This window comes from Alistipes sp. D31t1_170403_E11, assembly GCF_015553985.1.
GTDB lineage: Bacteria > Bacteroidota > Bacteroidia > Bacteroidales > Rikenellaceae > Alistipes > Alistipes montrealensis.
This window is the reverse complement of sequence record NZ_JADNHQ010000002.1, coordinates 648,239-673,622: the sequence shown is the minus strand read 5'-3', so window position 1 is coordinate 673,622 and position 25,384 is coordinate 648,239. Positions and strand designations below refer to the sequence as shown.

Annotated in this window: 38 protein-coding genes; 5 read left to right on the top strand and 33 right to left on the bottom strand. The window is 55.0% G+C overall.

Features of this window, described 5'->3' with window-relative positions; genetic code table 11:
• The first annotated feature begins 66 nt into the window (after nucleotides 1–66).
• The 4 genes from lysS to I2E69_RS06115 all read left to right on the top strand — a co-directional run bounded on the left by lysS (nucleotide 67) and on the right by I2E69_RS06115 (nucleotide 4,675).
• Nucleotides 67–1,794 carry a lysine--tRNA ligase gene (lysS, locus tag I2E69_RS06130; RefSeq protein ID WP_195459931.1) on the top strand — a complete coding sequence of 576 codons (1,728 nt, stop codon included), beginning with the start codon at nucleotides 67–69 and terminating at the stop codon, nucleotides 1,792–1,794.
• A 250-nt stretch (nucleotides 1,795–2,044) separates the two neighbouring features.
• A complete protein-coding gene (gene tpiA, locus I2E69_RS06125; protein ID WP_195459929.1) occupies nucleotides 2,045–2,803 on the top strand; it encodes a triose-phosphate isomerase in 759 nt (252 codons plus the stop codon).
• 82 nt (nucleotides 2,804–2,885) lie between these two features.
• On the top strand, nucleotides 2,886–4,076 hold the full coding sequence (locus I2E69_RS06120) for a PHP domain-containing protein (protein WP_195459927.1): 1,191 nt from the start codon (nucleotides 2,886–2,888) through the stop codon (nucleotides 4,074–4,076).
• A gap of 134 nt (nucleotides 4,077–4,210) precedes the next feature.
• Complete coding sequence (locus I2E69_RS06115; protein WP_195459925.1) at nucleotides 4,211–4,675, top strand: MaoC family dehydratase; 465 nt, start codon at nucleotides 4,211–4,213, stop codon at nucleotides 4,673–4,675.
• A 308-nt stretch (nucleotides 4,676–4,983) separates the two neighbouring features.
• On the opposite strand, the gene rplQ is transcribed toward I2E69_RS06115, so the two are convergent.
• The 33 genes from rplQ to rpsL all read right to left on the bottom strand — a co-directional run bounded on the left by rplQ (nucleotide 4,984) and on the right by rpsL (nucleotide 23,881).
• Complete coding sequence (gene rplQ, locus I2E69_RS06110) at nucleotides 4,984–5,586, bottom strand: 50S ribosomal protein L17 (protein WP_195459923.1); 603 nt, start codon at nucleotides 5,584–5,586, stop codon at nucleotides 4,984–4,986.
• A gap of 2 nt (nucleotides 5,587–5,588) precedes the next feature.
• Nucleotides 5,589–6,581 carry a DNA-directed RNA polymerase subunit alpha gene (locus I2E69_RS06105; RefSeq protein WP_044054329.1) on the bottom strand — a complete coding sequence of 331 codons (993 nt, stop codon included), beginning with the start codon at nucleotides 6,579–6,581 and terminating at the stop codon, nucleotides 5,589–5,591.
• A 23-nt stretch (nucleotides 6,582–6,604) separates the two neighbouring features.
• A complete protein-coding gene (gene rpsD, locus I2E69_RS06100; RefSeq protein ID WP_195459921.1) occupies nucleotides 6,605–7,213 on the bottom strand; it encodes a 30S ribosomal protein S4 in 609 nt (202 codons plus the stop codon).
• Between the two features lie 50 nt (nucleotides 7,214–7,263).
• Nucleotides 7,264–7,653, bottom strand: coding sequence for a 30S ribosomal protein S11 (gene rpsK, locus I2E69_RS06095; protein WP_195459919.1), 390 nt, complete (start codon nucleotides 7,651–7,653; stop codon nucleotides 7,264–7,266).
• Between the two features lie 13 nt (nucleotides 7,654–7,666).
• Nucleotides 7,667–8,047: a 30S ribosomal protein S13 gene (gene rpsM, locus I2E69_RS06090; RefSeq protein ID WP_195459917.1), complete on the bottom strand. Its 381-nt coding sequence runs from the start codon at nucleotides 8,045–8,047 to the stop codon at nucleotides 7,667–7,669.
• Nucleotides 8,048–8,084: 37 nt separating this feature from the next.
• Nucleotides 8,085–8,201: a type B 50S ribosomal protein L36 gene (ykgO, locus tag I2E69_RS06085; protein ID WP_010262443.1), complete on the bottom strand. Its 117-nt coding sequence runs from the start codon at nucleotides 8,199–8,201 to the stop codon at nucleotides 8,085–8,087.
• A gap of 18 nt (nucleotides 8,202–8,219) precedes the next feature.
• Nucleotides 8,220–8,438, bottom strand: a complete 219-nt coding sequence (infA, locus tag I2E69_RS06080; protein ID WP_195459915.1) for a translation initiation factor IF-1 — start codon at nucleotides 8,436–8,438, stop codon at nucleotides 8,220–8,222.
• A gap of 6 nt (nucleotides 8,439–8,444) precedes the next feature.
• Nucleotides 8,445–9,221: a type I methionyl aminopeptidase gene (gene map / locus I2E69_RS06075; RefSeq protein WP_195459914.1), complete on the bottom strand. Its 777-nt coding sequence runs from the start codon at nucleotides 9,219–9,221 to the stop codon at nucleotides 8,445–8,447.
• A 31-nt stretch (nucleotides 9,222–9,252) separates the two neighbouring features.
• Nucleotides 9,253–10,629 carry a preprotein translocase subunit SecY gene (secY, locus tag I2E69_RS06070; RefSeq protein WP_195459911.1) on the bottom strand — a complete coding sequence of 459 codons (1,377 nt, stop codon included), beginning with the start codon at nucleotides 10,627–10,629 and terminating at the stop codon, nucleotides 9,253–9,255.
• A gap of 22 nt (nucleotides 10,630–10,651) precedes the next feature.
• The gene (gene rplO, locus I2E69_RS06065; RefSeq protein WP_195459910.1) at nucleotides 10,652–11,098 is read right to left on the bottom strand and encodes a 50S ribosomal protein L15; all 447 of its coding nucleotides are present in this window, start codon (nucleotides 11,096–11,098) and stop codon (nucleotides 10,652–10,654) included.
• A 26-nt stretch (nucleotides 11,099–11,124) separates the two neighbouring features.
• Nucleotides 11,125–11,376 carry a 50S ribosomal protein L30 gene (gene rpmD, locus I2E69_RS06060; RefSeq protein ID WP_195459908.1) on the bottom strand — a complete coding sequence of 84 codons (252 nt, stop codon included), beginning with the start codon at nucleotides 11,374–11,376 and terminating at the stop codon, nucleotides 11,125–11,127.
• Between the two features lie 14 nt (nucleotides 11,377–11,390).
• Entirely contained in the window at nucleotides 11,391–11,909 is a 519-nt protein-coding gene (gene rpsE, locus I2E69_RS06055) for a 30S ribosomal protein S5 (RefSeq protein ID WP_195459906.1), read from the bottom strand.
• 6 nt (nucleotides 11,910–11,915) lie between these two features.
• Entirely contained in the window at nucleotides 11,916–12,278 is a 363-nt protein-coding gene (gene rplR, locus I2E69_RS06050; protein WP_195459904.1) for a 50S ribosomal protein L18, read from the bottom strand.
• Nucleotides 12,279–12,294: 16 nt separating this feature from the next.
• Complete coding sequence (rplF, locus tag I2E69_RS06045; protein ID WP_195459903.1) at nucleotides 12,295–12,882, bottom strand: 50S ribosomal protein L6; 588 nt, start codon at nucleotides 12,880–12,882, stop codon at nucleotides 12,295–12,297.
• Between the two features lie 25 nt (nucleotides 12,883–12,907).
• Nucleotides 12,908–13,306 (bottom strand): 30S ribosomal protein S8, encoded by a 399-nt coding sequence (gene rpsH / locus I2E69_RS06040; RefSeq protein WP_195459901.1) that lies wholly within the window; start codon nucleotides 13,304–13,306, stop codon nucleotides 12,908–12,910.
• A 751-nt stretch (nucleotides 13,307–14,057) separates the two neighbouring features.
• A complete protein-coding gene (gene rpsN / locus I2E69_RS06035) occupies nucleotides 14,058–14,354 on the bottom strand; it encodes a 30S ribosomal protein S14 (protein WP_044054318.1) in 297 nt (98 codons plus the stop codon).
• A gap of 3 nt (nucleotides 14,355–14,357) precedes the next feature.
• A complete protein-coding gene (gene rplE / locus I2E69_RS06030) occupies nucleotides 14,358–14,918 on the bottom strand; it encodes a 50S ribosomal protein L5 (protein ID WP_195459900.1) in 561 nt (186 codons plus the stop codon).
• Nucleotides 14,918–15,241: a 50S ribosomal protein L24 gene (gene rplX, locus I2E69_RS06025; protein ID WP_195459898.1), complete on the bottom strand. Its 324-nt coding sequence runs from the start codon at nucleotides 15,239–15,241 to the stop codon at nucleotides 14,918–14,920. The genes rplE and rplX overlap by 1 nt, the downstream gene beginning before the upstream one ends.
• 20 nt (nucleotides 15,242–15,261) lie before the next feature.
• On the bottom strand, nucleotides 15,262–15,627 hold the full coding sequence (rplN, locus tag I2E69_RS06020; RefSeq protein WP_195459896.1) for a 50S ribosomal protein L14: 366 nt from the start codon (nucleotides 15,625–15,627) through the stop codon (nucleotides 15,262–15,264).
• 2 nt (nucleotides 15,628–15,629) lie between these two features.
• Nucleotides 15,630–15,884 (bottom strand): 30S ribosomal protein S17, encoded by a 255-nt coding sequence (rpsQ, locus tag I2E69_RS06015; protein WP_009597655.1) that lies wholly within the window; start codon nucleotides 15,882–15,884, stop codon nucleotides 15,630–15,632.
• Between the two features lie 11 nt (nucleotides 15,885–15,895).
• The gene (gene rpmC / locus I2E69_RS06010) at nucleotides 15,896–16,087 is read right to left on the bottom strand and encodes a 50S ribosomal protein L29 (RefSeq protein WP_015547054.1); all 192 of its coding nucleotides are present in this window, start codon (nucleotides 16,085–16,087) and stop codon (nucleotides 15,896–15,898) included.
• Between the two features lie 12 nt (nucleotides 16,088–16,099).
• Entirely contained in the window at nucleotides 16,100–16,528 is a 429-nt protein-coding gene (rplP, locus tag I2E69_RS06005; RefSeq protein WP_015547053.1) for a 50S ribosomal protein L16, read from the bottom strand.
• Nucleotides 16,529–16,555: 27 nt separating this feature from the next.
• Entirely contained in the window at nucleotides 16,556–17,362 is an 807-nt protein-coding gene (rpsC, locus tag I2E69_RS06000; RefSeq protein WP_195459894.1) for a 30S ribosomal protein S3, read from the bottom strand.
• A gap of 4 nt (nucleotides 17,363–17,366) precedes the next feature.
• The gene (rplV, locus tag I2E69_RS05995) at nucleotides 17,367–17,783 is read right to left on the bottom strand and encodes a 50S ribosomal protein L22 (protein ID WP_195459891.1); all 417 of its coding nucleotides are present in this window, start codon (nucleotides 17,781–17,783) and stop codon (nucleotides 17,367–17,369) included.
• Nucleotides 17,784–17,790: 7 nt separating this feature from the next.
• Nucleotides 17,791–18,060 (bottom strand): 30S ribosomal protein S19, encoded by a 270-nt coding sequence (rpsS, locus tag I2E69_RS05990; RefSeq protein WP_195459889.1) that lies wholly within the window; start codon nucleotides 18,058–18,060, stop codon nucleotides 17,791–17,793.
• 17 nt (nucleotides 18,061–18,077) lie between these two features.
• On the bottom strand, nucleotides 18,078–18,902 hold the full coding sequence (rplB, locus tag I2E69_RS05985) for a 50S ribosomal protein L2 (RefSeq protein WP_195459887.1): 825 nt from the start codon (nucleotides 18,900–18,902) through the stop codon (nucleotides 18,078–18,080).
• A 5-nt stretch (nucleotides 18,903–18,907) separates the two neighbouring features.
• On the bottom strand, nucleotides 18,908–19,198 hold the full coding sequence (rplW, locus tag I2E69_RS05980; protein ID WP_015547048.1) for a 50S ribosomal protein L23: 291 nt from the start codon (nucleotides 19,196–19,198) through the stop codon (nucleotides 18,908–18,910).
• A 15-nt stretch (nucleotides 19,199–19,213) separates the two neighbouring features.
• Nucleotides 19,214–19,840 (bottom strand): 50S ribosomal protein L4, encoded by a 627-nt coding sequence (gene rplD / locus I2E69_RS05975; RefSeq protein ID WP_195459885.1) that lies wholly within the window; start codon nucleotides 19,838–19,840, stop codon nucleotides 19,214–19,216.
• Between the two features lies 1 nt (nucleotide 19,841).
• Entirely contained in the window at nucleotides 19,842–20,456 is a 615-nt protein-coding gene (rplC, locus tag I2E69_RS05970; protein WP_195459883.1) for a 50S ribosomal protein L3, read from the bottom strand.
• A gap of 63 nt (nucleotides 20,457–20,519) precedes the next feature.
• On the bottom strand, nucleotides 20,520–20,825 hold the full coding sequence (gene rpsJ / locus I2E69_RS05965) for a 30S ribosomal protein S10 (protein ID WP_004329464.1): 306 nt from the start codon (nucleotides 20,823–20,825) through the stop codon (nucleotides 20,520–20,522).
• A 9-nt stretch (nucleotides 20,826–20,834) separates the two neighbouring features.
• Entirely contained in the window at nucleotides 20,835–22,949 is a 2,115-nt protein-coding gene (gene fusA / locus I2E69_RS05960; protein ID WP_195459882.1) for an elongation factor G, read from the bottom strand.
• A gap of 15 nt (nucleotides 22,950–22,964) precedes the next feature.
• Complete coding sequence (rpsG, locus tag I2E69_RS05955) at nucleotides 22,965–23,441, bottom strand: 30S ribosomal protein S7 (RefSeq protein WP_015547046.1); 477 nt, start codon at nucleotides 23,439–23,441, stop codon at nucleotides 22,965–22,967.
• A 38-nt stretch (nucleotides 23,442–23,479) separates the two neighbouring features.
• A complete protein-coding gene (rpsL, locus tag I2E69_RS05950) occupies nucleotides 23,480–23,881 on the bottom strand; it encodes a 30S ribosomal protein S12 (RefSeq protein WP_195459880.1) in 402 nt (133 codons plus the stop codon).
• A gap of 337 nt (nucleotides 23,882–24,218) precedes the next feature.
• Here rpsL and I2E69_RS05945 point away from each other — a divergent pair, with 337 nt between their 5' ends.
• Nucleotides 24,219–25,280 (top strand): hypothetical protein, encoded by a 1,062-nt coding sequence (locus I2E69_RS05945; RefSeq protein WP_195459878.1) that lies wholly within the window; start codon nucleotides 24,219–24,221, stop codon nucleotides 25,278–25,280.
• The last annotated feature ends 104 nt before the right edge of the window (nucleotides 25,281–25,384 follow it).

Genomic DNA, 25,384 nt, shown 5'->3' with positions numbered 1-25,384 from the left:
TTGCTATTCTGTCCTTTTTTCACTAATTTTGCGCGGATACAAAAGCATACATCAAAAACACACGATATGGCAATCGAACTCAGCGAACAGGAACAGCTTCGCAGGCAGTCGCTCACGGCGTTGCGCGACCTGGGCATCGAACCCTACCCCGCCGCCCGTTACGAAGTGACGGCAACCGCGCGCGAAATCGCCGACAACTTCGACGACGAGAAGAAGAATTTCCAGGATATCCGCATCGCGGGCCGCATCATGTCGCGCCGCATCATGGGCAGCGCCTCGTTCTTCGAGTTGCAGGACCACACGGGCCGCATCCAGGTCTACATCCGCCGCGACGATATCTGCCCCGAAGGCGATCCGACGCTCTACAATACGGTTTTCAAAAAGCTGCTGGACATCGGCGACTTCGTCGGCGTGGAAGGCTTTGCGTTCCGCACCAACACGGGCGAACTGTCGGTGCACTGCCGTAAATTCACCGTGCTGTCGAAGTCGATCCGGCCGCTGCCCGTCGTCAAGGAGAAAGACGGCAAGACGTTCGACGCCTTCACCGATCCCGAAGTACGCTACCGCCAGCGGTATTTGGACCTGATCGTCAACCCGCAGGTGAAGGACACCTTCGTACGCCGCGCCAAGATCATGGCCACGATGCGCGAGTTCTTCAACTCGAAGGGTTACATCGAAGTCGAGACCCCGATCCTGCAGCCGATTCCCGGCGGCGCTTCGGCCCGGCCGTTCATCACCCACCACAACTCGCTCGACATCGACCTCTACCTCCGTATCGCCACGGAGCTTTACCTCAAGAAGCTGATCGTCGGCGGATTCGACGGCGTCTACGAGTTCGGCAAGAACTTCCGCAACGAAGGCATGGACCGCACGCACAACCCCGAGTTCACCTGCATGGAGATTTACGTCGCCTACAAGGATTACCTTTGGATGATGGAGTTCACCGAGCAGATGCTCGAACGGGTGGCCCGCGCCGTAAACGGCACGACGGAACTGACGATCGACGGCAAGCCGATTTCGTTCAAAGCTCCGTTCCGCCGCCTGACGATGACCGACGCCATCCGCGAAAAGACCGGCTACGACATCACGGGCCAGTCGGAAGAGCAGTTGCGCGAAGCCTGCAAGCGGCTCAACGTCGAGGTCGACGAAACCTACGGCAAAGGCAAGCTCATCGACGCCATCTTCGGACAGTACTGTGAGGAGGAGCTTATCCAGCCCACCTTCATCACGGACTATCCGCGCGAGATGTCGCCCCTGTGCAAACGCCATCGTTCGAACCCCGAACTGACGGAGCGTTTCGAATTGTTCGTCAACGGCAAGGAGCTCTGCAACGCCTATTCGGAGCTGAACGACCCGATCGACCAGTTGGAGCGTTTCCAGGAGCAGCTGCGCCTCTCGGAGAAAGGCGACGACGAGGCCATGTTCATCGACATGGATTTTGTGCGCGCCTTGGAATACGGCATGCCGACCTGCTCGGGAATGGGCATCGGCATCGACCGCCTGACGATGTTCATGACCGACCAGACCTCGATCCAGGACGTACTGTTCTTCCCGCAGATGCGCCCCGAAAAGAAAGCCGTGAACGATCCTGCGGAGGCCTACACCGCCATCGGAATCCCCGAAGAGTGGGTTCCCGTGGTCCAGAAGATGGGTTACGTCACCGTCGAATCGCTGCGCAAACTCGCCCCGGGCAAGTTCTTCAACGACCTGTGCGGATACAACAAAAAGAACAAACTCGGGCTGAAAGCCCCCTCGATCGACGAGGTGAAAAAGTGGATCGAAAGCGAAGAGTAGAAACGAATCGAAAAACCGCCCCGGTTTCTGGAAAACCCCGCGAGAAAGTCCCCTCCGAGGAGGGAGATTGAACACAAAAAAATATCGCCCACAGGCCGGCTGAAAATCCGGTTACGCCGCGACAAGTCCCTCCCGAGAGAGGGGTTCGGGGTGGGGTCAGAATCGGGGATGCGGCTAATGGCCGCGAATGCGAGACCGGGATTCTTGCTAAACAAAGGATAGACTTATTAACATAAAAAAGATTACAACTATGAGAAAGAAAATTGTTGCCGGCAACTGGAAGATGAACACGCTTCCCGCCGAAGGTGTTGAGCTTGCAAAAGGCATCGTTGCAGGCCGCGGCGAGGTTTGCTCGTGCGTAAACTTCATCGTTTGCCCGCCGTTCACCCACCTCTCGATGGTTGCCGAGGCCCTGAAGGGTTCGGACATCGCACTCGGCGCGCAGGACTGCGCTACGGAGGCCAAAGGCGCCTACACGGGCGAGATCGCAGCTTCGATGATCGCTGCCGTAGGTTGCAAATACGTGATCCTCGGCCATTCGGAGCGCCGCCAGTACTACGGCGAGACTTCCGCTACGCTCAACAAGAAGATGGCGCAGGCTTATGCCAACGGCCTGATTCCGATCTACTGCGTAGGCGAGAACCTCGACGAGCGTGAGGCCGGCAAGCACTTCGACGTGGTGAAAGCCCAGATCGAAGAGGTGGTTTACAACCTCACCGAGGAGCAGTACAAAGAGCTGGTAATCGCTTACGAACCCGTTTGGGCTATCGGCACGGGTAAGACCGCAACGGCCGAGCAAGCACAGGAAATCCACGCTTACATCCGCAAGGTGCTGGCCGCGAAATTCGGCGCTGCTGCCCAGGAGACGGCAATCCTTTACGGCGGTTCGTGCAAGCCCTCGAATGCAGCCGAAATATTCGCCAAGGAAGATGTGGACGGCGGCCTGATCGGCGGCGCAGCCCTCAAAGCCGAGGACTTCCTCGGAATCGGCAAAGGGTTCTCGAAATAATCCCGCAAGAGCGAACAATTATCGAGAGAGGCCCCCGACAAAGGGCCTCTCTTGTTTTATCCAACCGAAAACCAACCGACCCATGAAAAAACTACTGCTCCTTTCCGTCGCCCTCACTGCGATTTGCGCCGCAAGCGCACAGCATTACTACACCGACGCCCACAATCCCGACATCACGCGCCACTCCGGACGCATCACCGCGCAACGCGCGGAGTTCGTACTGCCCGCAGTGAACGGCTACACGGTCTATAAGGCCGACCTGCACACCCACTCGATCTATTCCGACGGCGACTGCACGCCCGAATTCCGCGTGCGCGAAGCGTGGTACGACGGCCTGGATGTGCTGGCGATCACCGAACACGTGGAATACCGCCGCCACGAAGGCAAGATGCTCAACTTCCTGAAAGGCTATGTGCCCGAAGGCACGGAAGCCTTCAACAACAACGTCATCCGGAAGGCTGCCGACGAGCAGGGCATCCAGTCCGACCTGAACCTCCCGGTAAAACTGGCGCAGGAAACCGCCGTAAAATACGGCCTCACGATCATCCCCGGCGCCGAGATCACCCGCGAGCCTGTCGCCTACGGCCATTACAATGCCCTCTTCACCACGGATAACAACACCCTCTACGCCACCGACGCCCTGCAATCGCTCCGCAACGCCAAAGCGCAGGGAGCGCTGGTGATGCACAACCATCCGGGCTGGAGGCGCAAGAGCCTCGAACATCCCGAATTCGAGATCAAAGCCTACGGCGAAGGGCTGATCGACGGTATCGAGATCATGAACGGCGCGGAGTTCTACCCCAAAGCCATCGCACGCGCCCATGCCCGAAACCTGTTCGTCTCGGCGAACACCGACATCCACGACGCGACGGCCGAAACCTACCGGCTCCAGGGTCATCGCCGCAACATGACGCTGATTTTCGCCCGGGACAACTCGCTCGCATCGCTGCGCGAGGCGCTCGAAGCACGCCGCACGCTGGCCTACTCGTTCGGCACGATCGCAGGCGACGAACAACTGCTGAAAGACCTCTTCACGGCATCGGTCCGTACGAAGGTACTCTACACCGACCCGAAAAACGGCCATCGCACGGTGAGCCTCACCAATGCCAGCTCGGTGGAGTACGTCCTCCGCTTTCCGGGACAGAACCCGATCGTTCTCAAGCCATTCTCGACGCTGACAACCTCCGTGGCTCCGAACAAACCGCTCGGCTTCACCGTCGAAAACATGTGGTACTCCGAAAAGGAACATCCGCAAATCGAAATTGCGCTGTAACCAGGACACTGTCCAAAAATCCCGGAGCGTAAACTCCGGGATTTTCCATACCGTCCACAAGATTGTTCAAATGCAGCCCCGATGCGGCCGGGACAAACTTTTTTCGTATATTTGCAACATAGATCAAAAACACCATGAGTCAGTTAATCATCAACAATTTCGACGAATTCGCCCAGTACACCGGCCAGGAACTGGGAGTCTCCGACTACCTGAAAATCACCCAGGAGCAGATCAACCTCTTCGCCGACGCGACGCTCGACCACCAGTGGATTCACGTGGACACGGAACGAGCCAAGACGGAGAGCCCCTATAAATCGACCATTGCGCACGGTTACCTGAACCTCTCGGTACTTCCCTACCTCTGGGCGCAGGTCCTGAAGGTCAACAACGTAAAAATGCTGGTCAACTACGGCATCGAAAAACTGCGTTTCAACCAGCCCGTACTGGTCGGCAGCGAAGTCCGGTTGCGCGCCTCGCTGCTATCGCTCACCAACCTCCGCGGCATCGCCAAGGCTGAGATCAAAGTATCGCTGGAAATCAAGGATTGCCCCAAAACGGCCCTCGACGCGACAGTCGTATTCCTCTACCATTTTCAGTAGTCCGCAAAACGGATCACACAAAACCCCGGGACTGTTTACACAGTTTCGGGGTTTGTTATGCAAAGACGCCCTCTGAAACCAAAACCGATTTTTCGTCAGAGTGGTGCAGTTGCGGTGCTTAAACGAAATGTGGCGCGGATGGGTAGTATAAAGTACGTCCATTCGCGGATTTCGACGGAAGCAATTTTTGATTTTAGAGAAACAGCTTTGTGCTTAAACGAAGTGTGGCGCGTATGGGTAGTACTCAGGTACGTCCCCATTCGCGCCACACGAGAGCAAGTGCAAAGATGCCCTATAAAATTGAAAATTTACATTTTCTTTCCTACATTGGTCTTCTTCGCAACCTTCGGGGCAGCAACCTTTGCGCCACCCTTCGGAGCTGCGGGCTTCTTCGGAGCGGCAGCCTTCTTGGGAGCAGCCTTCTTTGCCTCGCCTTCGACTACGGTAGCCTCCTCGACAGCGTCGGTTGCCTTGGCAGCCGGCTTGCGCGAACGACGCGTCTTCGGCTTTGCCTCCGCAGCAGCAGCGGGAGTGATACCCAGCGTGTAAGGCTCGTTGAAGTCAACGAACTCGATGATGCACATGTCGGCAGCATCGCCCAGACGGAAACCGGTCTTCAGGATGCGGGTGTAACCGCCCGGACGCTCCGAGATCTTCGGGGCGATCGTACGGAACAACTCCGTAACGGCCTCTTTCTGTTTCAGGTACGAGAATACGATACGGCGCGAGTGCGTCGTGTCCTCCTTCGACTTGGTTACCAGAGGCTCGATGAAACGCTGAACGGCTTTGGCCTTGGCAACCGTCGTTTCGATGCGCTTGTGCAGGATCAGCGACGTGGCCATGTTCGAAAGCATGGCCTTGCGGTGGCCCGCCTGACGGCCCAGGTGGTTGAAATTCTTATTGTGTCTCATAATTAATCTTTGTCAAGTTTGTAGATTGATACGTCCATACCGAACTTCAGGTTGAGCGAGGTCAGCAGCTCGTCGAGCTCCGTCAGCGACTTCTTGCCGAAGTTGCGGAACTTCAGCAGGTCGTTGCGGTTCAGCTTCACGAGATCCCCCACGGTATCGACATCGGCAGCCTTCAGACAGTTCAGGGCGCGGACCGAAAGATCCTGGTCCGAGAGCTTCGTCTTCAGCAACTGACGCATGTGGAGTACATCCTCATCGAACTCCTCGGCACCGTTCGTGTCTTCCATGTTGACGGTGATCTTCTCGTCGGAGAAGAGCATGAAGTGCTGGATGAGAATCTTTGCGGCCTCTTTCAGAGCCTCTTTGGGGTGAATCGACCCGTCGGTAGTAATTTCCAAATTCAGCTTCTCGTAGTCGGTCTTCTGCTCGACACGGTAGTTCTCGATCGAGTACTTCACGTTCTTGATAGGCGTGAAGATCGAGTCGATCGGAAGCGTTCCGAACTCGCTTTCGGCGGGAGCGTTCTCCTCGGCCGGCACGTAGCCGCGGCCTTTGCCGATCGTGAGCGTCATCTGCATCTTCGTTCCCGGGGCCAGGTGACAGATCACCAGGTCGGGATTGAGGACCTTGAAGAACGACAGGTAATTCGAGATATATCCGGCAGTCAGCTCCGTAACACCCGCAACGTTAATGGATACTTTTTCGGCATCCTGATTATCGACTGTGCGGATAAAACGAACCTGCTTCAGATTGAGGATGATGTTCAACATATCCTCCATCACACCGGGGATAGCGGCAAACTCGTGATCGACACCGGCTACCTTGACAGTCGTGATTGCGTAACCCTCCAGCGAAGAGAGCAGAATACGACGCAAAGCGTTACCGACAGTCATACCGAATCCGGGCTCCAGCGGTCGGAACTCAAACTTTCCGAACGACGAAGTGGATTCAAGCATAATAACCTTCTCAGGTTTCTGGAATGCTAATATTGCCATAATAAGTGAATTTGTTTTGATTACTACTTCGAGTACAACTCGACGATGAGCTGCTCCTTGATGTTCTCGGGAATCTCCTCACGCTCGGGCTTCTGCAGGAAACGGCCGCTCATCGAGGCGTTGTCCCACTCCAACCAGGCGTAACGGCTCTTCGACGAGCCGGCCAGGGATACCGTGATCACTTCCAGGCTCTTCGACTTCTCGCGAACCGATACCACGTCACCCGCACGCAGCGAGTACGAGGGAATGTTCACGACGTTGCCGTTCACACAGATGTGGCAGTGCGAAACGAGCTGGCGGGCAGCAGCACGCGTCGGGGCGATACCCAAGCGGTAAACGACGTTGTCCAGACGGCACTCCAGCAGCTTCAGCAGGTTCTCACCCGTGATGCCGCCCATGCGCGACGCCTGGTCGTAGGTGCGCGAGAACTGCTTCTCCAGCAGGCCGTACGTGTACTTGGCCTTCTGCTTCTCGCTCAACTGCGTGCCGTACTCCGACACCTTTTTGCGCTTACGCGCCAGACCGTGCTGTCCGGGAGGATAGTTGCGCTTTTCGAGCACCTTATCCGCACCATAGATAGCTTCGCCGAATTTACGGGCGATTTTCGATTTAGGTCCTATGTATTTTCCCATTGTTCTGACTTTTTTTAAAACCTTGAAATTATCCTTAACCTATGCCTGAATTATACACGGCGGCGGTTAGGAGCACGGCAACCGTTGTGCGGCAGCGGAGTAACGTCGATGATCTCCATCACCTCGATACCTGCGCCGTGGATGGTGCGCACAGCCGACTCGCGACCAGCGCCCGGGCCCTTGACATAAACCTTCACCTTGCGAAGGCCCATATCGTAAGCGACCTTTGCGCAATCCGCCGAAGCGGTCTGTGCAGCATACGGAGTATTCTTCTTCGAACCACGGAAACCCATCTTACCGGCCGACGACCAGCTGATGACATCGCCCACCTCGTTGGTGATGGTGATGATTACGTTGTTGAAAGTGGAGTGTACATAGACATTGCCCAGTGCACTGACCTTAACAACTTTCTTTTTAACTGTTCCAGTTTTCTTTGCCATAATTCTCTAAAGATTACTTCGTTGCCTTTTTCTTGTTTGCGACAGTCTTCTTGCGGCCCTTGCGGGTACGTGCGTTGTTCTTGGTCGACTGACCGCGAACGGGAAGACCCAGACGGTGACGGATGCCGCGGTAGCAGCCGATATCCATCAGGCGCTTGATATTCAACTGGACCATCGAACGGCATTCGCCCTCGACCTTCAGACCCAGGTCAGCGATCGTCGAACGGATCGCACCGACCTGGTCGTCCGACCAATCCTGTACTTTGAGATCGTAGCTGATGCCAGCGGTCTCGAGAATTTTACGAGCCGTCGAGCGACCGATACCGTAGATATAGGTCAGGCCGATCTCGCCTCTTTTGTTTTTCGGTAAATCTACACCGACTATACGTGCCATATAAATTCTTTTTCTTTTTTGACTTGTTTAAAAAACATTACCCCTGGCGCATTTTAAACTTGGGATTCTTTTTGCAAATGACGTAAAGTTTGCCTTTACGCTTTACAATCTTGCAATCCTCGCTTCTTTTCTTGATGGATGCTTTAACTTTCATGATTTTCAAGCAATCTAATTATTTGTACCGGAAAGATATACGTCCCTTCGTAAGGTCGTAGGGCGTCATCTCCACTTTCACTTTATCTCCGGGAAGGATTTTGATGTAGTGCATACGCATCTTTCCCGAGATATGGGCCGTGAGCACGTGGCCGTTGTCCAGTTCGACGCGGAACATCGCATTGGACAACGCCTCGATAATCGTACCGTCCCTTTCAATAGCAGTTTGTTTTGCCATAGAGTCTTAGTTGTTTATTGCTTTTTCGATGATACTGAAGTCCGTCAGGACATCGGGTCCCGATTTGCGGACCGCAACGGCGAACTCGAAGTGCGCCGCCGGTTTGTGGTCCCGCGTGCGGACCGTCCAGCCATCCCGTTCGAAAACCACCGCTTTGGTTCCCATGTTGATCATGGGCTCGATGCAGATGACCATGCCCTCTTTCAAGAGCGGGCCCCTGCCGCGTGCACCGTAATTGGGAACACCCGGGTCTTCGTGCATTTTCCGACCCAATCCGTGTCCTTCCAATTCGCGCACGACTCCGTAGCCGAAACTTTCGGCATACTCCTGCACGGCTGCCGACACGTCGCCTACGCGGTTGCCGGCTTTGGCCTGCGCCGTACCTTTATAAAGAGCCTCTTTGGTGACATCCATCAGCTGCCTTACTTCCCCGGCAACCTCTCCAACGGCAAACGTATATGCCGAATCACCAACAAACCCCTTCATAAACGTACCGCAATCGACCGAAACGATGTCGCCCTCTTTGAGGACGCATTTCGAGGATGGAATACCGTGAACTACCTGTTCGTTTACCGATATACACAACGAAGCGGGAAATCCCTGATATCCGAGGAAGGCAGGAACTGCTCCGTGCGCGCGGATAAAATCCTCGGCAATCGAATCCAACTCCTTGGTGGTGACACCCGGGCGGATGTGGCGCCCCACTTCCGCCAGTGTCTCGGACACCAGGATGTTGTTCTCGCGGAGCAGCTCTATCTCCTCGTCTGTCTTTAAATATATCATTTCTTCGCTTAAGAACTCTTCGGAAAAACTCCTAATGACGACCCTGAATACGTCCGGTCTTCATCAGACCATCGTAATGGCGCATCAGCAGGTAGCTCTCGATCTGCTTCAGAGTGTCGAGTACCACGCCGACCATGATCAGCAGCGACGTACCTCCGTAGAAGTAGGCGAACGACTGCTGGATGCCGAGGAACTTCATCGCCAGCGCGGGCAGGATAGCCACGATCGCCAGGAAGAACGAACCCGGAAGCGTAATACGCGTCATGATGGTGTCGATGTAGTTCACGGTCTGCTTACCCGGTTTCACTCCCGGGATAAAGCCGCCGTTTCGCTTCATGTCATCGGCCATCATTTGAGGGTTGATGATAATCGCCGTGTAGAAGTAGGTGAAAGCGATTACCAGCACTGCAAGCGTAAAGTTGTACCAGAAACCGGTCATCGAGCTGAAAGCAGCCGCGAAAGCCGTACCGGAGAACAGCGCCGGAATAAACATCAGAGCCTGCGCGAAGATGATAGGCATCACATTCGCAGCATTCATCTTCAAGGGGATGTACTGACGTACACCGCCATACTGTTTGTTACCGACGATACGCTTTGCATACTGTACAGGAACCTTGCGGACAGCCTGTACCAGGGCGATCGTTGCCATGAAGACAAGGAACAGCAGGATCAGCTCGAGGATCAGCATGATGGCGCTACCCGAGGCAGTCTGGAAACGGGCGTTGACCTCGGCCAACAGCGCGTGCGGAAGACGTGCCACGATACCGATCATGATGATCAGCGAGATACCGTTACCGATACCCTTGTCGGTGATCTTCTCGCCCAGCCACATGATAAACATGGTTCCGGCGATCAGGATCGTCGTCGCATAGGCAACGAAGCCGAACGAATTGCCGTAAACGAACGCGGTGGGGACCTGGTGATACAGGTTGGCGATATACGCCGGGCCCTGCAGTACCAACACACCAATCGTAAGGAAGCGTGTCCACTGGTTCATCTTGCGGCGGCCGCTCTCACCCTCCTTCTGCATTTTCTGGAAATACGGAATCATCATACCCATCAACTGGATGATGATCGAGGCGGTGATGTACGGCATGACTCCGAGCGCGAAAATAGCGGCGTTACCGAATGCACCGCCGGAGAAGACGTTCAACAGACCCAGAAGTCCGTTGCCTTCCAACTGGCTGGCATACGCCGAACCCTCGCCCAGGGCGTTGGGGTTGATGCCCGGAATCACGACGAAACTACCCAAGCGGTAGACCAGCAGCAGTCCGATCGTGTAGATGACACGTTTACGGAGCTCCTCAATCTTGTAGATATTCTTGAGCGTTTCTACCAATTTCTTGTTGGTCGCCAAAAGAGCGATTACCACCAAAAAGACGACACCAACAACGAGATACTGATTCATAATTTTTGGGTTCTAAGGTTGCTTACAGTTTTTCGACGCTGCCTCCGGCTGCCGTGATGGCCGCTTCGGCGCTCTTCGAGAACGCATGAGCCTTAACGGCCAGCGCTTTCGAAATCGTGCCGTTGCCCAGGATCTTCACCTTGTCGTTCGACGAGATGAAACCTGCCGAAATAAGCGTGTCGACCGTAACCTCCGAAAGCGACTTCTTGGCTGCCAACTCCTCGAGCGTCGAGAGGTTGATGGCCTTGAATTCAACGCGCTTCAGGTTCGTGAAACCGAACTTGGGGAGGCGACGCTGCAGCGGCATCTGGCCACCCTCGAAGCCGAGCTTGCGCGAGTAACCCGAACGCGACTGTGCACCCTTGTGTCCACGGGTAGCCGTGCCACCGTGGCCCGAACCTGCACCGCGGCCGATTCGTTTATCGTGATGCGTTGAACCCTTTGCGGGTTTGAGATTATTGAGTTCCATTGTTTATAATCCGTTAGCTGTTAAACTTATTCTGCGGCCTGTGCAGCCTCCTCCTTGACCTCGGCCTTCTTGGCCTTCGGGGCAGCCTTCTTGACAGGGGCTACCTCTTCGACTTTGACGAGGTGCTTCACGCGCTCAATCATACCTTTGATGATTGCCGAGTCGTCGTGCTCGACGCTCGCGTTGATCTTCTTCAGACCCAGCGCGTCAAGGTTCTTGCACTGACGCTCCGTAGAGCCGATGCGGCTTTTGACCTGGGTGATTTTCAATCTTGCCATGTTCTTCTTGAGAATTAACCGTTAAACACCTTGTCCATCGAGATACCGCGCACGCGGGCAATGCTGTGGGCATCGCGCAGTTCGCACAGGGCAGCGATGGTCGCCTTCACCAGGTTGTGGGGGTTCGACGAACCCTTGCTCTTGGCAAGCACGTTCTTGATGCCCACCGACTCGAGCACGGCACGCATGGCTCCGCCGGCGATGATACCCGTACCGGGAGCGGCCGGACGAATCATCACGAGCGAACCGCTGAAACGCGACTCCTGCTTGTGGGGGATCGTACCGTTGATAACCGGGATCTTCACCAGGTTCTTCTTTGCGTCTTCCACGCCTTTGGCGATGGCCGACTGAACCTCCGAAGCCTTGCCCAGGCCGTAGCCTACGACACCGTCCTCGTTACCTACGACGACGATGGCCGAGAAACTGAACGTGCGGCCACCCTTGGTTACCTTGGTTACACGCTGAATGCTTACGAGCCGGTCCTTGAGTTCGAGGTCGCTCGTACGTACTTTCTTTATGTTGGTATTTGACATAATCGCTTAGAATTTAAGTCCGCCTTCGCGTGCTGCTTCGGCCAGCTGTTTAACTCTTCCGTGATACAGGTAGCCGTTACGGTCGAAGGCTACGACGCTGATGCCTTTGGCTGTGGCGCGCTCGGCGGCCAGTTTGCCCACCAGGGCGGCTACTTCGCACTTGTTCTTGCCTGCAACCGCTTCGGCAACCTCCTTGTCCAGCGAGGAAGCCGTAGCCAGGGTAACACCTGCGAGGTCGTCGATAAACTGTACGTAGATCTGCTTGTTGCTACGATATACAGTCATGCGAGGCTGTGAAGGCGTTCCGCTAACGATCTTGCGGATACGCATCTTGATCCTCTCTCTTCTTTCTATCTTGTTCAATGACATAACTTCAGACTATTTACTATTTAGCACCTGCTGATTTACCTGCCTTGCGACGGATCTGCTCGCCGACGAACTTGATACCCTTGCCCTTATACGGCTCCGGCTTGCGCAGCGAACGGATCTTCGCGGCAACCTGGCCTACGAGCTGCTTGTCGATCGACTTGAGCGTTACGATAGGATTGCCCTTCTTCTCGGTAACGGCCGTAGCGGTCACCTCTTTGGGCAGAAGGAAATGCGTATCGTGCGAATAGCCGAGGCTCATTTCGAGCACCTGACCCTTCACTTCGGCCTTGAAACCGACACCTACGAGTTCCTGTTTGATTTCATAGCCCTTCGATACACCGACAACCATGTTGTTGATCAGTGCGCGGTACAGACCGTGCAGCGAACGGTGGCGGGGCTGGTTGGTGGGACGGGACACCAGAACGGCGGGAACTTCCTTGTTCGTGTGAATGTCCATGTGCGTGCCGACCTCTACCTTGATATCCGAGTCCACTTTCTGGCTCAGCGTCCCGAGTGGCCCTTTCACGCTTACCGTATTGTCGGCGGCCACCTCTACGGTAACGCCGGCAGGCAGGGTTACAGGTAATTTACCAATTCTTGACATTGTGTTGTTCTTTAATAATTTGCGATTAGTAGATGTAGCACAGTACCTCGCCGCCCACATTTTCCTTGCGGGCCCGGGCGTCGGTCATGATACCTTTCGACGTGGAGATGATGGCGATGCCCAGTCCGTTGAGAACGCGGGGCATGTCCGAAACCGAAACATACTGACGCAGACCCGGGCGGCTGACGCGCTTGAGGTCCTTGATAGCATTGGTCTTGGTGGCAGCATCCCACTTCAGAGCGATTTTGATCGACGGGTGACCTTTCTCGTCCTTGTCGAATTTGTAAGCGAGAATATAACCCTGCTCATAGAGGATCTTGGTCATCTCCTGCTTAATTTTTGAACCGGGAGCTTCAACCACTTTGTGGTTGGCTTTCACCGCGTTTCTAATTCTGGTCAGAAAGTCCGCAATAGGATCAGTCATAACGAATAGAAGTTAAAAATTAATAATTGGTTTGTTTTTTATTATTCTGGCTTTCAGCAAATTAGCTCACCACCAATCGCTTTACAGCCTTTTTGCCCGTCCCCCGTTCGCATACGCACACGAGGGTACAAAGCGCGCAAATATACGCATTATTTCCCAAACGGCCAAGTTATCGCCTGATTTTTAGCGATTTTAGCGTTACCTCCGGAATGCAGACAATGTTAGCACCCAATGTTGCTAACATGTATCTGCACAAAATTTCCTTTCGGCAACCGCCCTTCGGTTCTTCCGGCACGGCATCCGCCGCACTTTCGGGTCCGATTCCAGCCCTTCGGGCCTGAGCCCGGAACGTCATATGCGTTCCTGCGTCAGCCCTCCGTTCCGGCAGCCTCCGGCCTCTACTTCCGCTGCATTGCGCAACTTCGGTATCACCCTTCCGACTGAGCCTTCCGGCATCCGCCCGGCTGCTTGCGCAACTCCGGCATCGGCCTCCGGCCCCTGGTCCGAGAAATTTGTAACCAAGTGTCCAACCTTTCGTTACGCCCCACATATCGGGAAGTTACCGCTTGCGGCGGCACTTTCCCCGATACTGTGACGTATCTACCGGGTTATACACCCCTATCAGCTCCACTTCCTTTGGAGAGACATGCTCCCCACAGGCTCGACACCTTCCGGAAGGTGGAACATATTCGAGTTGCCGGTTCCGGTTCCGGGATCCGCATACACGCATCCCCTCGCCGCACCCCGGCGACTACCAGCTAGCTTTCGTAACGCCCGGGATCAGACCCTTCGAGGCCATTTCGCGGAACTGGATACGGCTGATGCCGAACAGGCGAATATAGCCCTTGGGACGACCCGTGATCTTGCAGCGGTTGTGCTGGCGGATGGGATTCGAGTTGCGGGGCAGCTTCGCAAGCGCCTGCCATGCCTCTTCGTGATCCATCTCACCGCTCTTCACCTTGGCAGCGATCTCCTCGCGCTTGTGAGCATAGCGGTTTGCGAGCTTCGCACGCTTCACCTCGCGGGCCTTCATCGATTCTTTTGCCATAGCTTATTGATTCTTTTTAGCGTTTTTGAAAGGAAGACCGAACTCGCGGAGCAGGGCATAAGCCTCCTCGTCGGTTTTGGCCGTCGTTACGAACGTAATCTCCATGCCGAAGATCTTGGTGATCTTGTCGATGTCGATTTCCGGGAAGATGATCTGCTCGGTGATACCCAGGGTGTAGTTGCCCTGGCCGTCGAACTTTTCATTGATACCCTTGAAGTCGCGGATACGCGGCAGAGCCACGGCGATCAGACGCTCCAGGAACTCGTACATCTTCGTATCGCGCAGCGTCACGCGCACGCCGATAGGCATGCCCTTACGCAGCTTGAAGTTCGAGATGTCCTTGCGCGAGCGGGTCTGAACGGCCTTCTGGCCGGTGATTGTCGTCAGCTCGGCTTCAGCCACGTCGATAAGTTTCTTATCGGCGACGGCCTGGCCCATACCCTGGTTGATTACGATCTTTTCGAGCTTCGGGCACTGCATAATGCTCGAGTAACCGAACTCCTTCATAAGGGCAGGCTTGATCTGCTCCTTATACTGTGTCTTGAGTGTAGGTACGTATCCCATTATTTGATCTCCTCCCCTGACTTTTTAGCGAAACGAACTAATTTACCTTTTGCATCCGTCTTGCGGCCGACCTTGGTAGGCTTGCCCGACTTGGGATCGATGAGCATGAGGTTCGAAACGTGAATCGGAGCCTCTTTCTCGACGATGCCTCCCTGGGGATTCTGTGCATTGGGCTTCGTGGCCTTCTTGCAGAGGTTCACACCTTCGACGATGGCACGCTGCTTCGAAACCTCGACCTTCAGGACTTTGCCCGTCTGGCCTTTGCTGTCACCGGCGATGACCTGAACCTGATCCCCTTTCTTAATATGTAATTTCATTGACATATCCGAAATAGTTTTTATGATTACAATACTTCGGGTGCGAGGGAGATAATCTTCATATACTGGTCACGCAGCTCGCGAGCTACGGGGCCGAATATACGAGTACCGCGCATTTCACCCTGGTTGTTAAGCAGCACCACGGCGTTGTCGTCGAAACGAATGTACGAACCGTTGGCACGTCTGATTTCCTTCGTGGTTCTTACGACTACAGCCTTCGATACGGCGCCCTTCTTGACTTCGCCCGAGGGAGTCGCGCTCTTGACAGCCACGACGATCTTATCGCCGATGGATGCGTAGCGACGTTTCGTGCCGCCGAGCACCCGGATGCAGAGGACCTCCTTCGCACCGCTGTTATCAGCTACAATGAGTCTACTTTCCTGTTGTATCATAACTACTTAGCTCTTTCAATGATTTGTACTAATCTCCAACGCTTGGTCTTGCTCAGCGGGCGGGTTTCCATAATGCGTACGGTATCGCCCTCCTTGCAGGTCTCGTCGAGCGACTCGGCCACAAACTTCGTCGTCTTGTTCACGAACTTGCCGTAGATAGGATGCTTCACCTTACGTGCTACTGCAACCACAATGGTCTTTTCCATCTTGTTGCTGACAACCACACCGATACGCTCTTTTCTAAGATTTCTTTCCATAGTTGTTCTCGTTATTTAGCGTTTTTTTGACGCAGAACGGTCAGCATGCGAGCTATATCTCTGCGGTTCTTCTTAATGATCGACGGGTTCTCGACGGGAGACACTGCGTGCTGCACCTTCAGCTTTGCGAGCTGGGCCTTTTCGGTCTCGATGCGCTCCTGCAGGTCCTTTGTCGAAATATCCTTGATTTCTGCACTTTTCATTTTGTGTATCCCTTAAATTGTGGTTTCGACGTAGTCACGTCTTACGATAAACTTGGTGGTAATAGGCAGCTTCTGAGCACCCAGGCGCAGCGCTTCCTGAGCAACTGCCAGGGGCACACCCTCTGCCTCGAAAAGAATACGTCCGGGCGTAACAGGCGCCACGAAGCCTTCGGGATTACCTTTACCCTTACCCATACGCACCTCGGCGGGCTTCTTCGTGATGGGTTTGTCGGGGAAGATGCGGATCCACAACTGACCTTCACGCTTCATGTAACGCGTAATGGCCTGACGTGCCGCCTCTATCTGACGACCCGTGATCCAGGTCGATTCAAGTGCCTTGATTGCGAACGATCCGTATGCAAGCTGGTTACCTCTCTGAGCGATACCCTTCATACGGCCTTTCTGCATTCTTCTAAATTTGGTCTTTTTCGGCTGTAACATGTTAGTTCTGCTTTAAAAAGGTCCTACTTACTGATTGTTATTGCGACGGTCCCCACCACGGCGGTCGCCACCGCGACGGTCTCCGCCACGACGGTCGCCACCACGGCGGTCTCCGCCACGACGGTCGCCACCACGGCGATCACCACGCTCACCGCGGTCGCCCGAAGGAGCCTGCGCCGAAGCGCCTGCGATTTCGAACAGGTCGCGCTGACCGTATACGATTCCCTGGCAGATCCAGACTTTCACGCCCAGGATACCCACTTTCGTGAGCGCCTCGGTCAGGCAGTAGTCGATGTCTGCGCGGAACGTGTGCAGCGGAATACGTCCTTCCTTGATCGTCTCCGTACGGGCCATCTCGGCGCCGCCTACACGGCCGGCAACCTGGATTTTGATACCCTCGGCGCCCATGCGCATGGTCGAAGCCACGGCCGTCTTCACGGCACGGCGGAACGATACGCGGCCCTCGAGCTGACGGGCGATGTTCTGACCTACGATGACGGCATCCACCTCGGGACGCTTTACCTCGAAGATGTTGATCTGGATCTCCTTGCCGGTGAGCTTCTTCAGCTCCTCCTTCAGTTTGTCGACCTCCTGGCCGCCCTTGCCGATGATGATGCCCGGGCGAGCCGTCGAAATCGTAACCGTGACAAGTTTCAGCGTGCGCTCGATGATGATCTTCGAGATGCTAGCCTTCGCCAGACGGACATTCAGATACTTGCGGATCTTGGCGTCCTCGACGAGTTTGTCGGAGAAATCCTTGCCTCCGAACCAGTTGGAATCCCAACCGCGGATGATACCAAGACGATTTGCTATCGGATTAACTTTTTGTCCCATCTGATTACTTGTTTTCTTTTTCTACGATTACCATTTTGTCAACTACGATCGTTACGTGGTTCGAACGCTTACGGATACGGTGTGCGCGACCCTGGGGCGCTGCCTGAATACGCTTCAGCATGCGGCCGCCGTCGACGAATACCTCTTTAACGCAGAGTTTCGTGTCCTCCAGACGCTCCGATTCGTTCTTGGTCTCCCAGTTGGCAATCGCCGACTTGAGGAGTTTCTCCATCCGGATCGACGCTTCCTTCTTCGAGTAACGAAGGATACCCAGAGCCTTGTTGATTTCCACACCGCGGATGATGTCGGCCACCAGGCGCATCTTGCGGGGAGAGGTCGGGCAATCACGCAGAACGGCGATAGCCTTCTGCTTCTTCTCAGCCTTTAACTGTTCGGCTTTATTTGCTTTTCTTGCACCCATTTTCTACCTATTTTTTCTTGTTACCTGAGTGACCGCGGAAGTTACGCGTGGGAGCAAACTCACCGAGTTTGTGTCCTACCATGTTCTCTGTTACGTACACCGGAATAAATTTGTTTCCGTTGTGGACGGCTACCGTCTGACCTACGAAGTCAGGGGAGATCATACTTGCTCGCGACCATGTCTTAATTACCGACTTTTTATTTCCTTCGGCCTGAGCGACGATCTTCGCTTCCAGCTTGGGGTCGATAAACGGTCCTTTTTTTAATGAACGGCTCATTATGTACTCTTATTTAATTATTTTTTCTTCTTGGAAATAATAAACTTCGAGGTCGTCTTCTTCGGGTTACGAGTCTTATAACCCTTGGCAAGCAGACCCTTGCGCGAACGCGGGTGACCACCCGACGCACGGCCTTCGCCACCACCCATCGGGTGATCCACCGGGTTCATAACGACACCGCGGTTGCGAGGACGGCGACCGAGCCAACGCTCACGTCCTGCCTTACCCGAGCTTTCGAGGCTGTGGTCGACATTCGACACAACACCCACCGTAGCACGGCAAGTTACGAGTACCATACGAGTCTCGCCCGAAGGCAGCTTGATGATCGCGAATTTGCCTTCGCGAGCCAGCAGCTGGGCGTAGGAACCGGCCGAACGTGCCATGGCGGCGCCCTGACCGGGGTAGAGTTCAATGTTGTGGACAACCGTACCCAGGGGAATCTCGCTCAGGAAGAGCGTATTTCCGACCTCGGGAGCAACGCCTGCGCCGCTCATTACGGTCTGGCCCACCTGGAGTCCGTTGGGTGCGATGATGTAGCTCTTCTCACCGTCGGCGTATGCCAGGAGTGCAATGCGTGCAGTACGATTCGGGTCGTACTCGATCGACTTTACAGTTGCAGCGATGCCATCTTTCGAGCGTTTGAAGTCGACGTTACGATACATCTGCTTGTGACCGCCGCCGATGTAGCGGACCGTCATTTTGCCGTCACTGTTACGTCCACCCGAGCTCTTCTTGGGGCTGAGCAGCGATTTCTCCGGTTTGTTCGTCGTGATTTCGTCGAACGTGCCGATAATCTTATGTCTCGTACCTGCGGTTACAGGTTTAAATTTTCTTACTGCCATCTTCGTTAGATATTACTGTAAAAATCGATCTTGTCTCCATCCTTCAAGGTGACGATAGCCTTCTTGAAGTTGTTAGCGCGACCCTCAAGCAGGCCGGCTTTGGTATAGCGGCTCTTGAGTTTGCCCATGTAGTTCACGGTGTTCACGTCCGTAACGACGACGTTGTACATCTGCTCTACGGCATTGCGAATCTGCAGCTTGTTAGCCCTCACGTCAACGATAAAACCGTAGCGATTCAACTTTTCGCCCTGAATCGTCATTTTCTCGGTCAAAACCGGCTTAATAATAATGTCCATTGTAACTATGCGTTTTTAAGCTAACATCGTATTCAATACATTCTCGGCGCCTTCCACCAACACGATGGCCGATGCGTTCATCACGTCGTAAGTGCAGACGTTCTGAGCCAGCACGGGCTTCACGTAAGGCAGGTTGCGGCACGACAGCTGGAGGTTTACATTCGATTCGGGAAGAATCAGCAGAACCTTCTTGTCGTCAACCTTGAGAGCCTCGGCCAGAGCCACGACCGACTTGGTCTTGGGAGCCTCCATCGAGATCGTCTCGACGATGCTGATCGAACCGGCCTGGGCCTTGTAGGTCAGCGCGCTGCGGCGAGCCAGCTGCTTGAGCTTCTTGTTGAGCTTGAAGCTGTAATCGCGGGGCTGGGGACCGAAGATACGGCCGCCACCCGGGAACAGGGGCGACTTGATGCTGCCTGCACGGGCGCCGCCTGTGCCTTTCTGGCGCTTGAGCTTGCGGGTCGAACCGGCAACTTCGTTGCGCTGCTTCGACTTGTGCGTGCCCTGACGCTGGTCAGCGAGATACTGCTTCACGTCGAGGTAAATAGCGTGGTCATTAGCCTCCACGCCGAAGACAGCATCCGAAAGGACTACCTTACGACCCGTCTCTTTTCCTTGTGTGTTTAATACAGCTAATTCCATACTATTTTTCAATCGTTAAATAAGCACCTTTTGCTCCCGGAATCGACCCTTTCACGAGGATCAGGTTGCTTTCGGGAATTACTTTCAATACACGCAGGTTGAGAACCTTCACCTGCTCACCGCCCATCTGGCCGGGCAAACGCTTGCCCTTGAAGACGCGCGAAGGATAGGACGATGCGCCCAGCGAACCCGGCTTGCGGGCACGGTTGTGCTGGCCGTGAGTCTGGCCGCCGACGCCGCCGAAGCCATGACGCTTCACTACGCCCTGAAAACCTTTTCCTTTCGAAATCCCGGTCACGTCTACCCAGTCCTCCTCCGAGAAGAGGTCTACGGTCAGCGTGTCGCCGAGATTCACTTCGGGCATGTCCTTGAATTCCGCAAGTTTGCGTTTCGGGGTCGTGCCGGCTTTCTTGAAGTGACCTAACAAACTGCTGGTGGCGTGCTTTTCACTTGTCTCGTCATAGGCAATCTGAACCGCCTCGTAGGTATCCTTCTCGACGGTCTTGATTTGCGTAACAACGCACGGTCCAGCCTCAATGACAGTGCATGGTATGTTCTTACCCTCGGCACTGTAAACGGAAGTCATTCCGATTTTCTTTCCAATAAGTCCTGACATTTGTTGTCAAATTGTTTGTTATAAATAAAAAAGTGATCTTTCGTTAGATGGTCATCGATCCTATCACACTTTGATCTCTACCTCAACACCCGAGGGAAGCTCCAGTTTCATCAGCGCGTCGATCGTTTTGGGCGTCGACGAGTAGATGTCGAGGATACGCTTGAAGGTGCAGAGCTGGAACTGCTCGCGGGCTTTCTTGTTGACAAAAGTCGAGCGGTTGACCGTAAAAATCTGCTTGTGCGTGGGAAGGGGCACCGGGCCGCTTACGACGGCGCCCGTGCTCTTCACAGTCTTCACAATCTTCTCGGCCGATTTGTCCACGAGATTGTGATCGAATGACTTTAACTTGATTCTAATCTTCTGGTTCATATTGTTTGCTTATTCTATATCCTTACGTTTACCACTCGCTTTCTCGATGATCTCCTTAGCCAGGTTGGCAGGAACCTCCTCGAAGTGCGAGAACTCCATGGACGAGGTTGCGCGGCCCGACGAAATCGTACGCAGCACGGTTACATAGCCAAACATCTCCGACAGGGGGACTTTGGCTTTCACCACGCGGGCAGTACCCTTCGACTCCATGCCGGTAACCTGTCCGCGGCGCTTGTTCAGGTCGCCGATAACGTCACCCATGTTCTCCTCGGGGGTCACGACCTCCACGGACATGATAGGCTCCATAATCACCGAACCGGCCTTGGGGGCTGCTGCACGGTAACCGTTGCGGGCTGCGATCTCGAACGACAACTGGTCGGAGTCCACGGGGTGGAACGAACCATCCTTCAGCGTAATCTTCATCGAGTCCATCTTGTAGCCGGCCAATGCACCGTTGGTCATCGCCGAAGCGAAGCCTTTCTGCACGGCGGGGATAAACTCCTTGGGGATGTTACCGCCCTTCACCTCGTCGACAAACGTAAGGCCCATGGCGCCGTCGTCGGCGGGACCGATCTCGAAGATGATGTCGGCAAACTTACCGCGACCACCGGTCTGCTTCTTGAAGACCTCGCGGTGCTGAACCGTCTTGGTGAGCGACTCCTTGTAGTTAACCTGGGGAGCGCCCTGGTTGATCTCCACGCCGAACTCGCGACGCAGACGGTCGACGATGATGTCGAGGTGAAGCTCACCCATGCCGCTGATCACCGTCTGGCCCGAATCCTCGTCGGTGTGAACCGTGAAGGTGGGGTCCTCCTCAGCCAGCTTGCCCAGGGCGATGCCGAGCTTGTCGAGGTCCTTCTGGGTCTTGGGTTCTACGGCCAGGCCGATAACCGGCTCGGGGAAGGTCATCTGCTCCAGAACGATAGGTGCGTTCTCGGCGCAGAGCGTGTCGCCCGTGCGGATTTCCTTGAAACCTACGGCTGCGCAGATGTCGCCGGCGCCGACAGTCTCCATCGGATTCTGCTGCTTGGCGTGCATCTGGTAGATGCGGCTGATACGCTCGCGCTTGCCGCTGCGTGCGTTGAGCACGTAGGAACCTGCATCGAGCTTACCCGAATAAACGCGCACGAAAGCCAGGCGGCCTACGAACGGGTCGGTAGCGATCTTGAACGCAAGGCCGCAGAACGGATCGCTCTCCGAAGCGTTGCGCGTCTCCTCCTTGTCGGTCTTGGGGTTGATACCCGTAACAGCGGGTACGTCCAGCGGCGAAGGCAGGAAAGCCATTACATAGTCGAGCAGTTTCTGTACGCCCTTGTTGTGGAACGACGAACCGCAAAGCATCGGAACGATCTGCATCGAGATCGTCGCCTTGCGGATTGCGGCGAGCAGCTCCTCCGGGGTGATCGAATCGGGATCCTCGAAGAACTTCTCCATCAGCGCATCGTCGGTCGAAGCGACCTCCTCGATGAGCTTGCCGCGCCACTCGGCGGCCTCTTCCTTCATCGACGCGGGAATCTCCTTCAACTCGAAGTTGTCGCGGACGCCCTTGTCGTCGTAGTAATAGATAGCGTTATTATATATAAGGTCTACCAGTCCTTCGAACTTGTCTTCGGCGCCGATAGGCAGAACGACCGGCAGGGCCAGCGCTCCGAAGTGCTCTTTGATCTGCGCGCAAACGGCCAGGAAGTCGGCGCCCGTACGGTCCATCTTGTTGACGTAACCGATACGGGGAACGTTGTACTTGTCAGCCTGACGCCATACGGTCTCCGACTGGGGCTCTACGCCGCCTACGGCACAGAACGTAGCGACAGCGCCGTCCAGCACGCGCAGCGAACGCTCCACCTCGACCGTGAAGTCGACGTGTCCCGGGGTATCGATCAGGTTGATCTGATACTGTTCGCCCTTGTAGTTCCAGAAGGCGGTCGTTGCGGCCGAGGTAATCGTGATGCCGCGCTCCTGCTCCTGGACCATCCAGTCCATCGTAGCGCCGCCTTCGTGTACCTCACCGATTTTGTGGGTTTTACCCGTGTAGAAAAGGATGCGCTCCGACGTGGTGGTTTTACCGGCATCGATGTGAGCCATGATACCGATATTACGAGTATATTTTAAATCTCTTGTTGCCATCTGTCAGTCTCCTTATTAGAATCTAAAGTGTGCGAATGCCTTGTTGGCTTCGGCCATGCGGTGCATCTCCTCCTTACGTTTGAAGGCTGCGCCCTGCTGGTTGTAGGCATCCAGTATTTCTGCTGAGAGTTTGTCTGCCATCGTCTTGCCGGCGCGCTTGCGGGAATAGAGGACAAGGTTTTTCATGGAAATAGAAATCTTGCGCTCCGGACGAACCTCCATCGGAACCTGGAACGTTGCGCCACCGATACGCTTCGATTTTACTTCGACTTGGGGCGTGATGTTCTCAAGGGCCTGTTTCCAGACTTCCAGCGGAGATTTATCAGCATCCTTCATCTTCTTGCCGACGATTTCGAGCGAGTCGTAGAAAATCGTGTAGGCAATACTCTTCTTACCATCCAGCATGAGGTTGTTCACGAAACGGGTCACAGCCACGTCTCCGAACTTCGGATCCGGAAGTAGAATTCGCTTTTTTGGCTTAGCTTTTCTCATTGTATTTGCTAAAAATTAATTTGGTCTTGGTAGAACTTTTATTTCTTCTTTGCAGGTGCTGCTGCTCCTGCCTTGGGGCGTTTTGCACCGTACTTCGAACGACGCTGGCGACGTCCGTCGACGCCTGCCGAGTCGAGTGCACCGCGCACCAGGTGATAACGTACACCGGGGAGGTCCTTTACACGACCGCCGCGAACGAGCACGATCGAGTGCTCCTGCAAGTTGTGGCCTTCTCCGGGGATGTAGGCGTTGACCTCCTTGCCGTTGGTCAATCTTACACGTGCTACCTTACGCATTGCCGAGTTCGGCTTCTTCGGGGTCGTCGTGTACACACGCGTACATACGCCTCGGCGCTGGGGACACGCGGCCAGTGCGGGAGACTTCGACTTGTCCTCCATCTTCACGCGGCCGTTTCTCACTAACTGTTGAATAGTTGGCATTTCTAAAACTGTCCTTTAATTGTTAAAAAATCTATCTCCATTGTCCAAAATGGACTGCAAAGGTACGCAATTTTTCGGAAATACAATATATATGCACGTCTTTTTTCGCCATTTTACAGGATTTTGCGCCATTCGCGATACTTTTTACCTATGCAATTTTACACATAATAAGTTTTAATTATGCCAAAACAAGCAACAGATTTATTATCAAGGCCATAAACCGAATATTCCCGACCCCGAACCCCGGCATGAACTTTGCCCTGCAAACGGGATGCAGGCAGACCGTCCCCACAGGACGCCCCGAAAACCCCTGCACCGCAAACCAATGACGATCACCATGAAACGACTTTTACGCAACTTTTTGCCCGTGCTCCTCGCCGCACTCGCCAGCCCCGCAGCATGCAGTTCGGACGACGACGGTCCGAAACCGCCGAAACCCACCGGTTATGACATTTACACCGCAGGCTACACGACGCCTGCGATGAAGGCCGTCGCAACGGTCTGGAAAAACGGCGAAACACTCTACACGCTCACCGACGGCACGAACGACGCATGGGCCTATGCGGTCTGCGTCTCGGGCAGCACCGTCTACGTCGCGGGCTATGAACAGCAGGGTGACGAAATCGTGGCCAAAGTATGGGAAAACGGCACGCTGAAATACACCTTGGGCAGCGGCAGTGCAGATTCCTACGCCTATTCGGTTTTCGCCACGAACGGCAGTCTCTACACGGCCGGAAGCGCGCAAAACGACGGATCCCTGACGGCGACCGTCTGGAAAAACGGCGACGTGCTCCACGCCTACTCGGTCAGCCCGGCCGTCTCGCAGGCCCGGTCGGTCGTCGTCTCGGGCAGCGACGTTTACGCCGCAGGCAGCCTGCAAAGCGGATTCACCAAACCGCTCGCCGTCGTCTGGAAAAACGACAAGGCGCACTACACCCTCACCGACGGGGAATCCGAAGCCGGAGTAAACGCACTCTGTCTTTCGGGCAGGACGATCTACGCCGCAGGACATTCGGGCAACAGCGCTACGGTCTGGAAAGACAAGGACCTGCTTTACACCCTGACCGACGGCAGTTCCTACGCCGAGGCCATGGCCGTCTGCCGGTTCGAAAACACGCTCTACACGGCCGGCTACTATACCGACACCGACGATTTCGAGGAGGAGGGCGTCGTCTGGAAGAACGGGCAGGAACTCTTCGACCTCTCCGACGGTTCGGGCAGCGGCTCGATGCCCTATTCGATAGCCGCCTGGTACGACGACGTATTCACCGCCGGGACCCTCTTCGGCACGACGCGGACCGCCGTCGTCTGGCACGGCAACGACATCCGCTACACGCTCTCCGACGGCACGGGCCACAGCGAGGCCTATTCGATGTACGTCGTGCCGCTTTACAACTGACGCACGACGACCTGAAATCACGACGGGACACGGCTATAAAGCCGTGTCCCTCCTTTTTATGCCATTCCGACGGACGAAAATGAGTCAATCCAAGAAACTTTTGC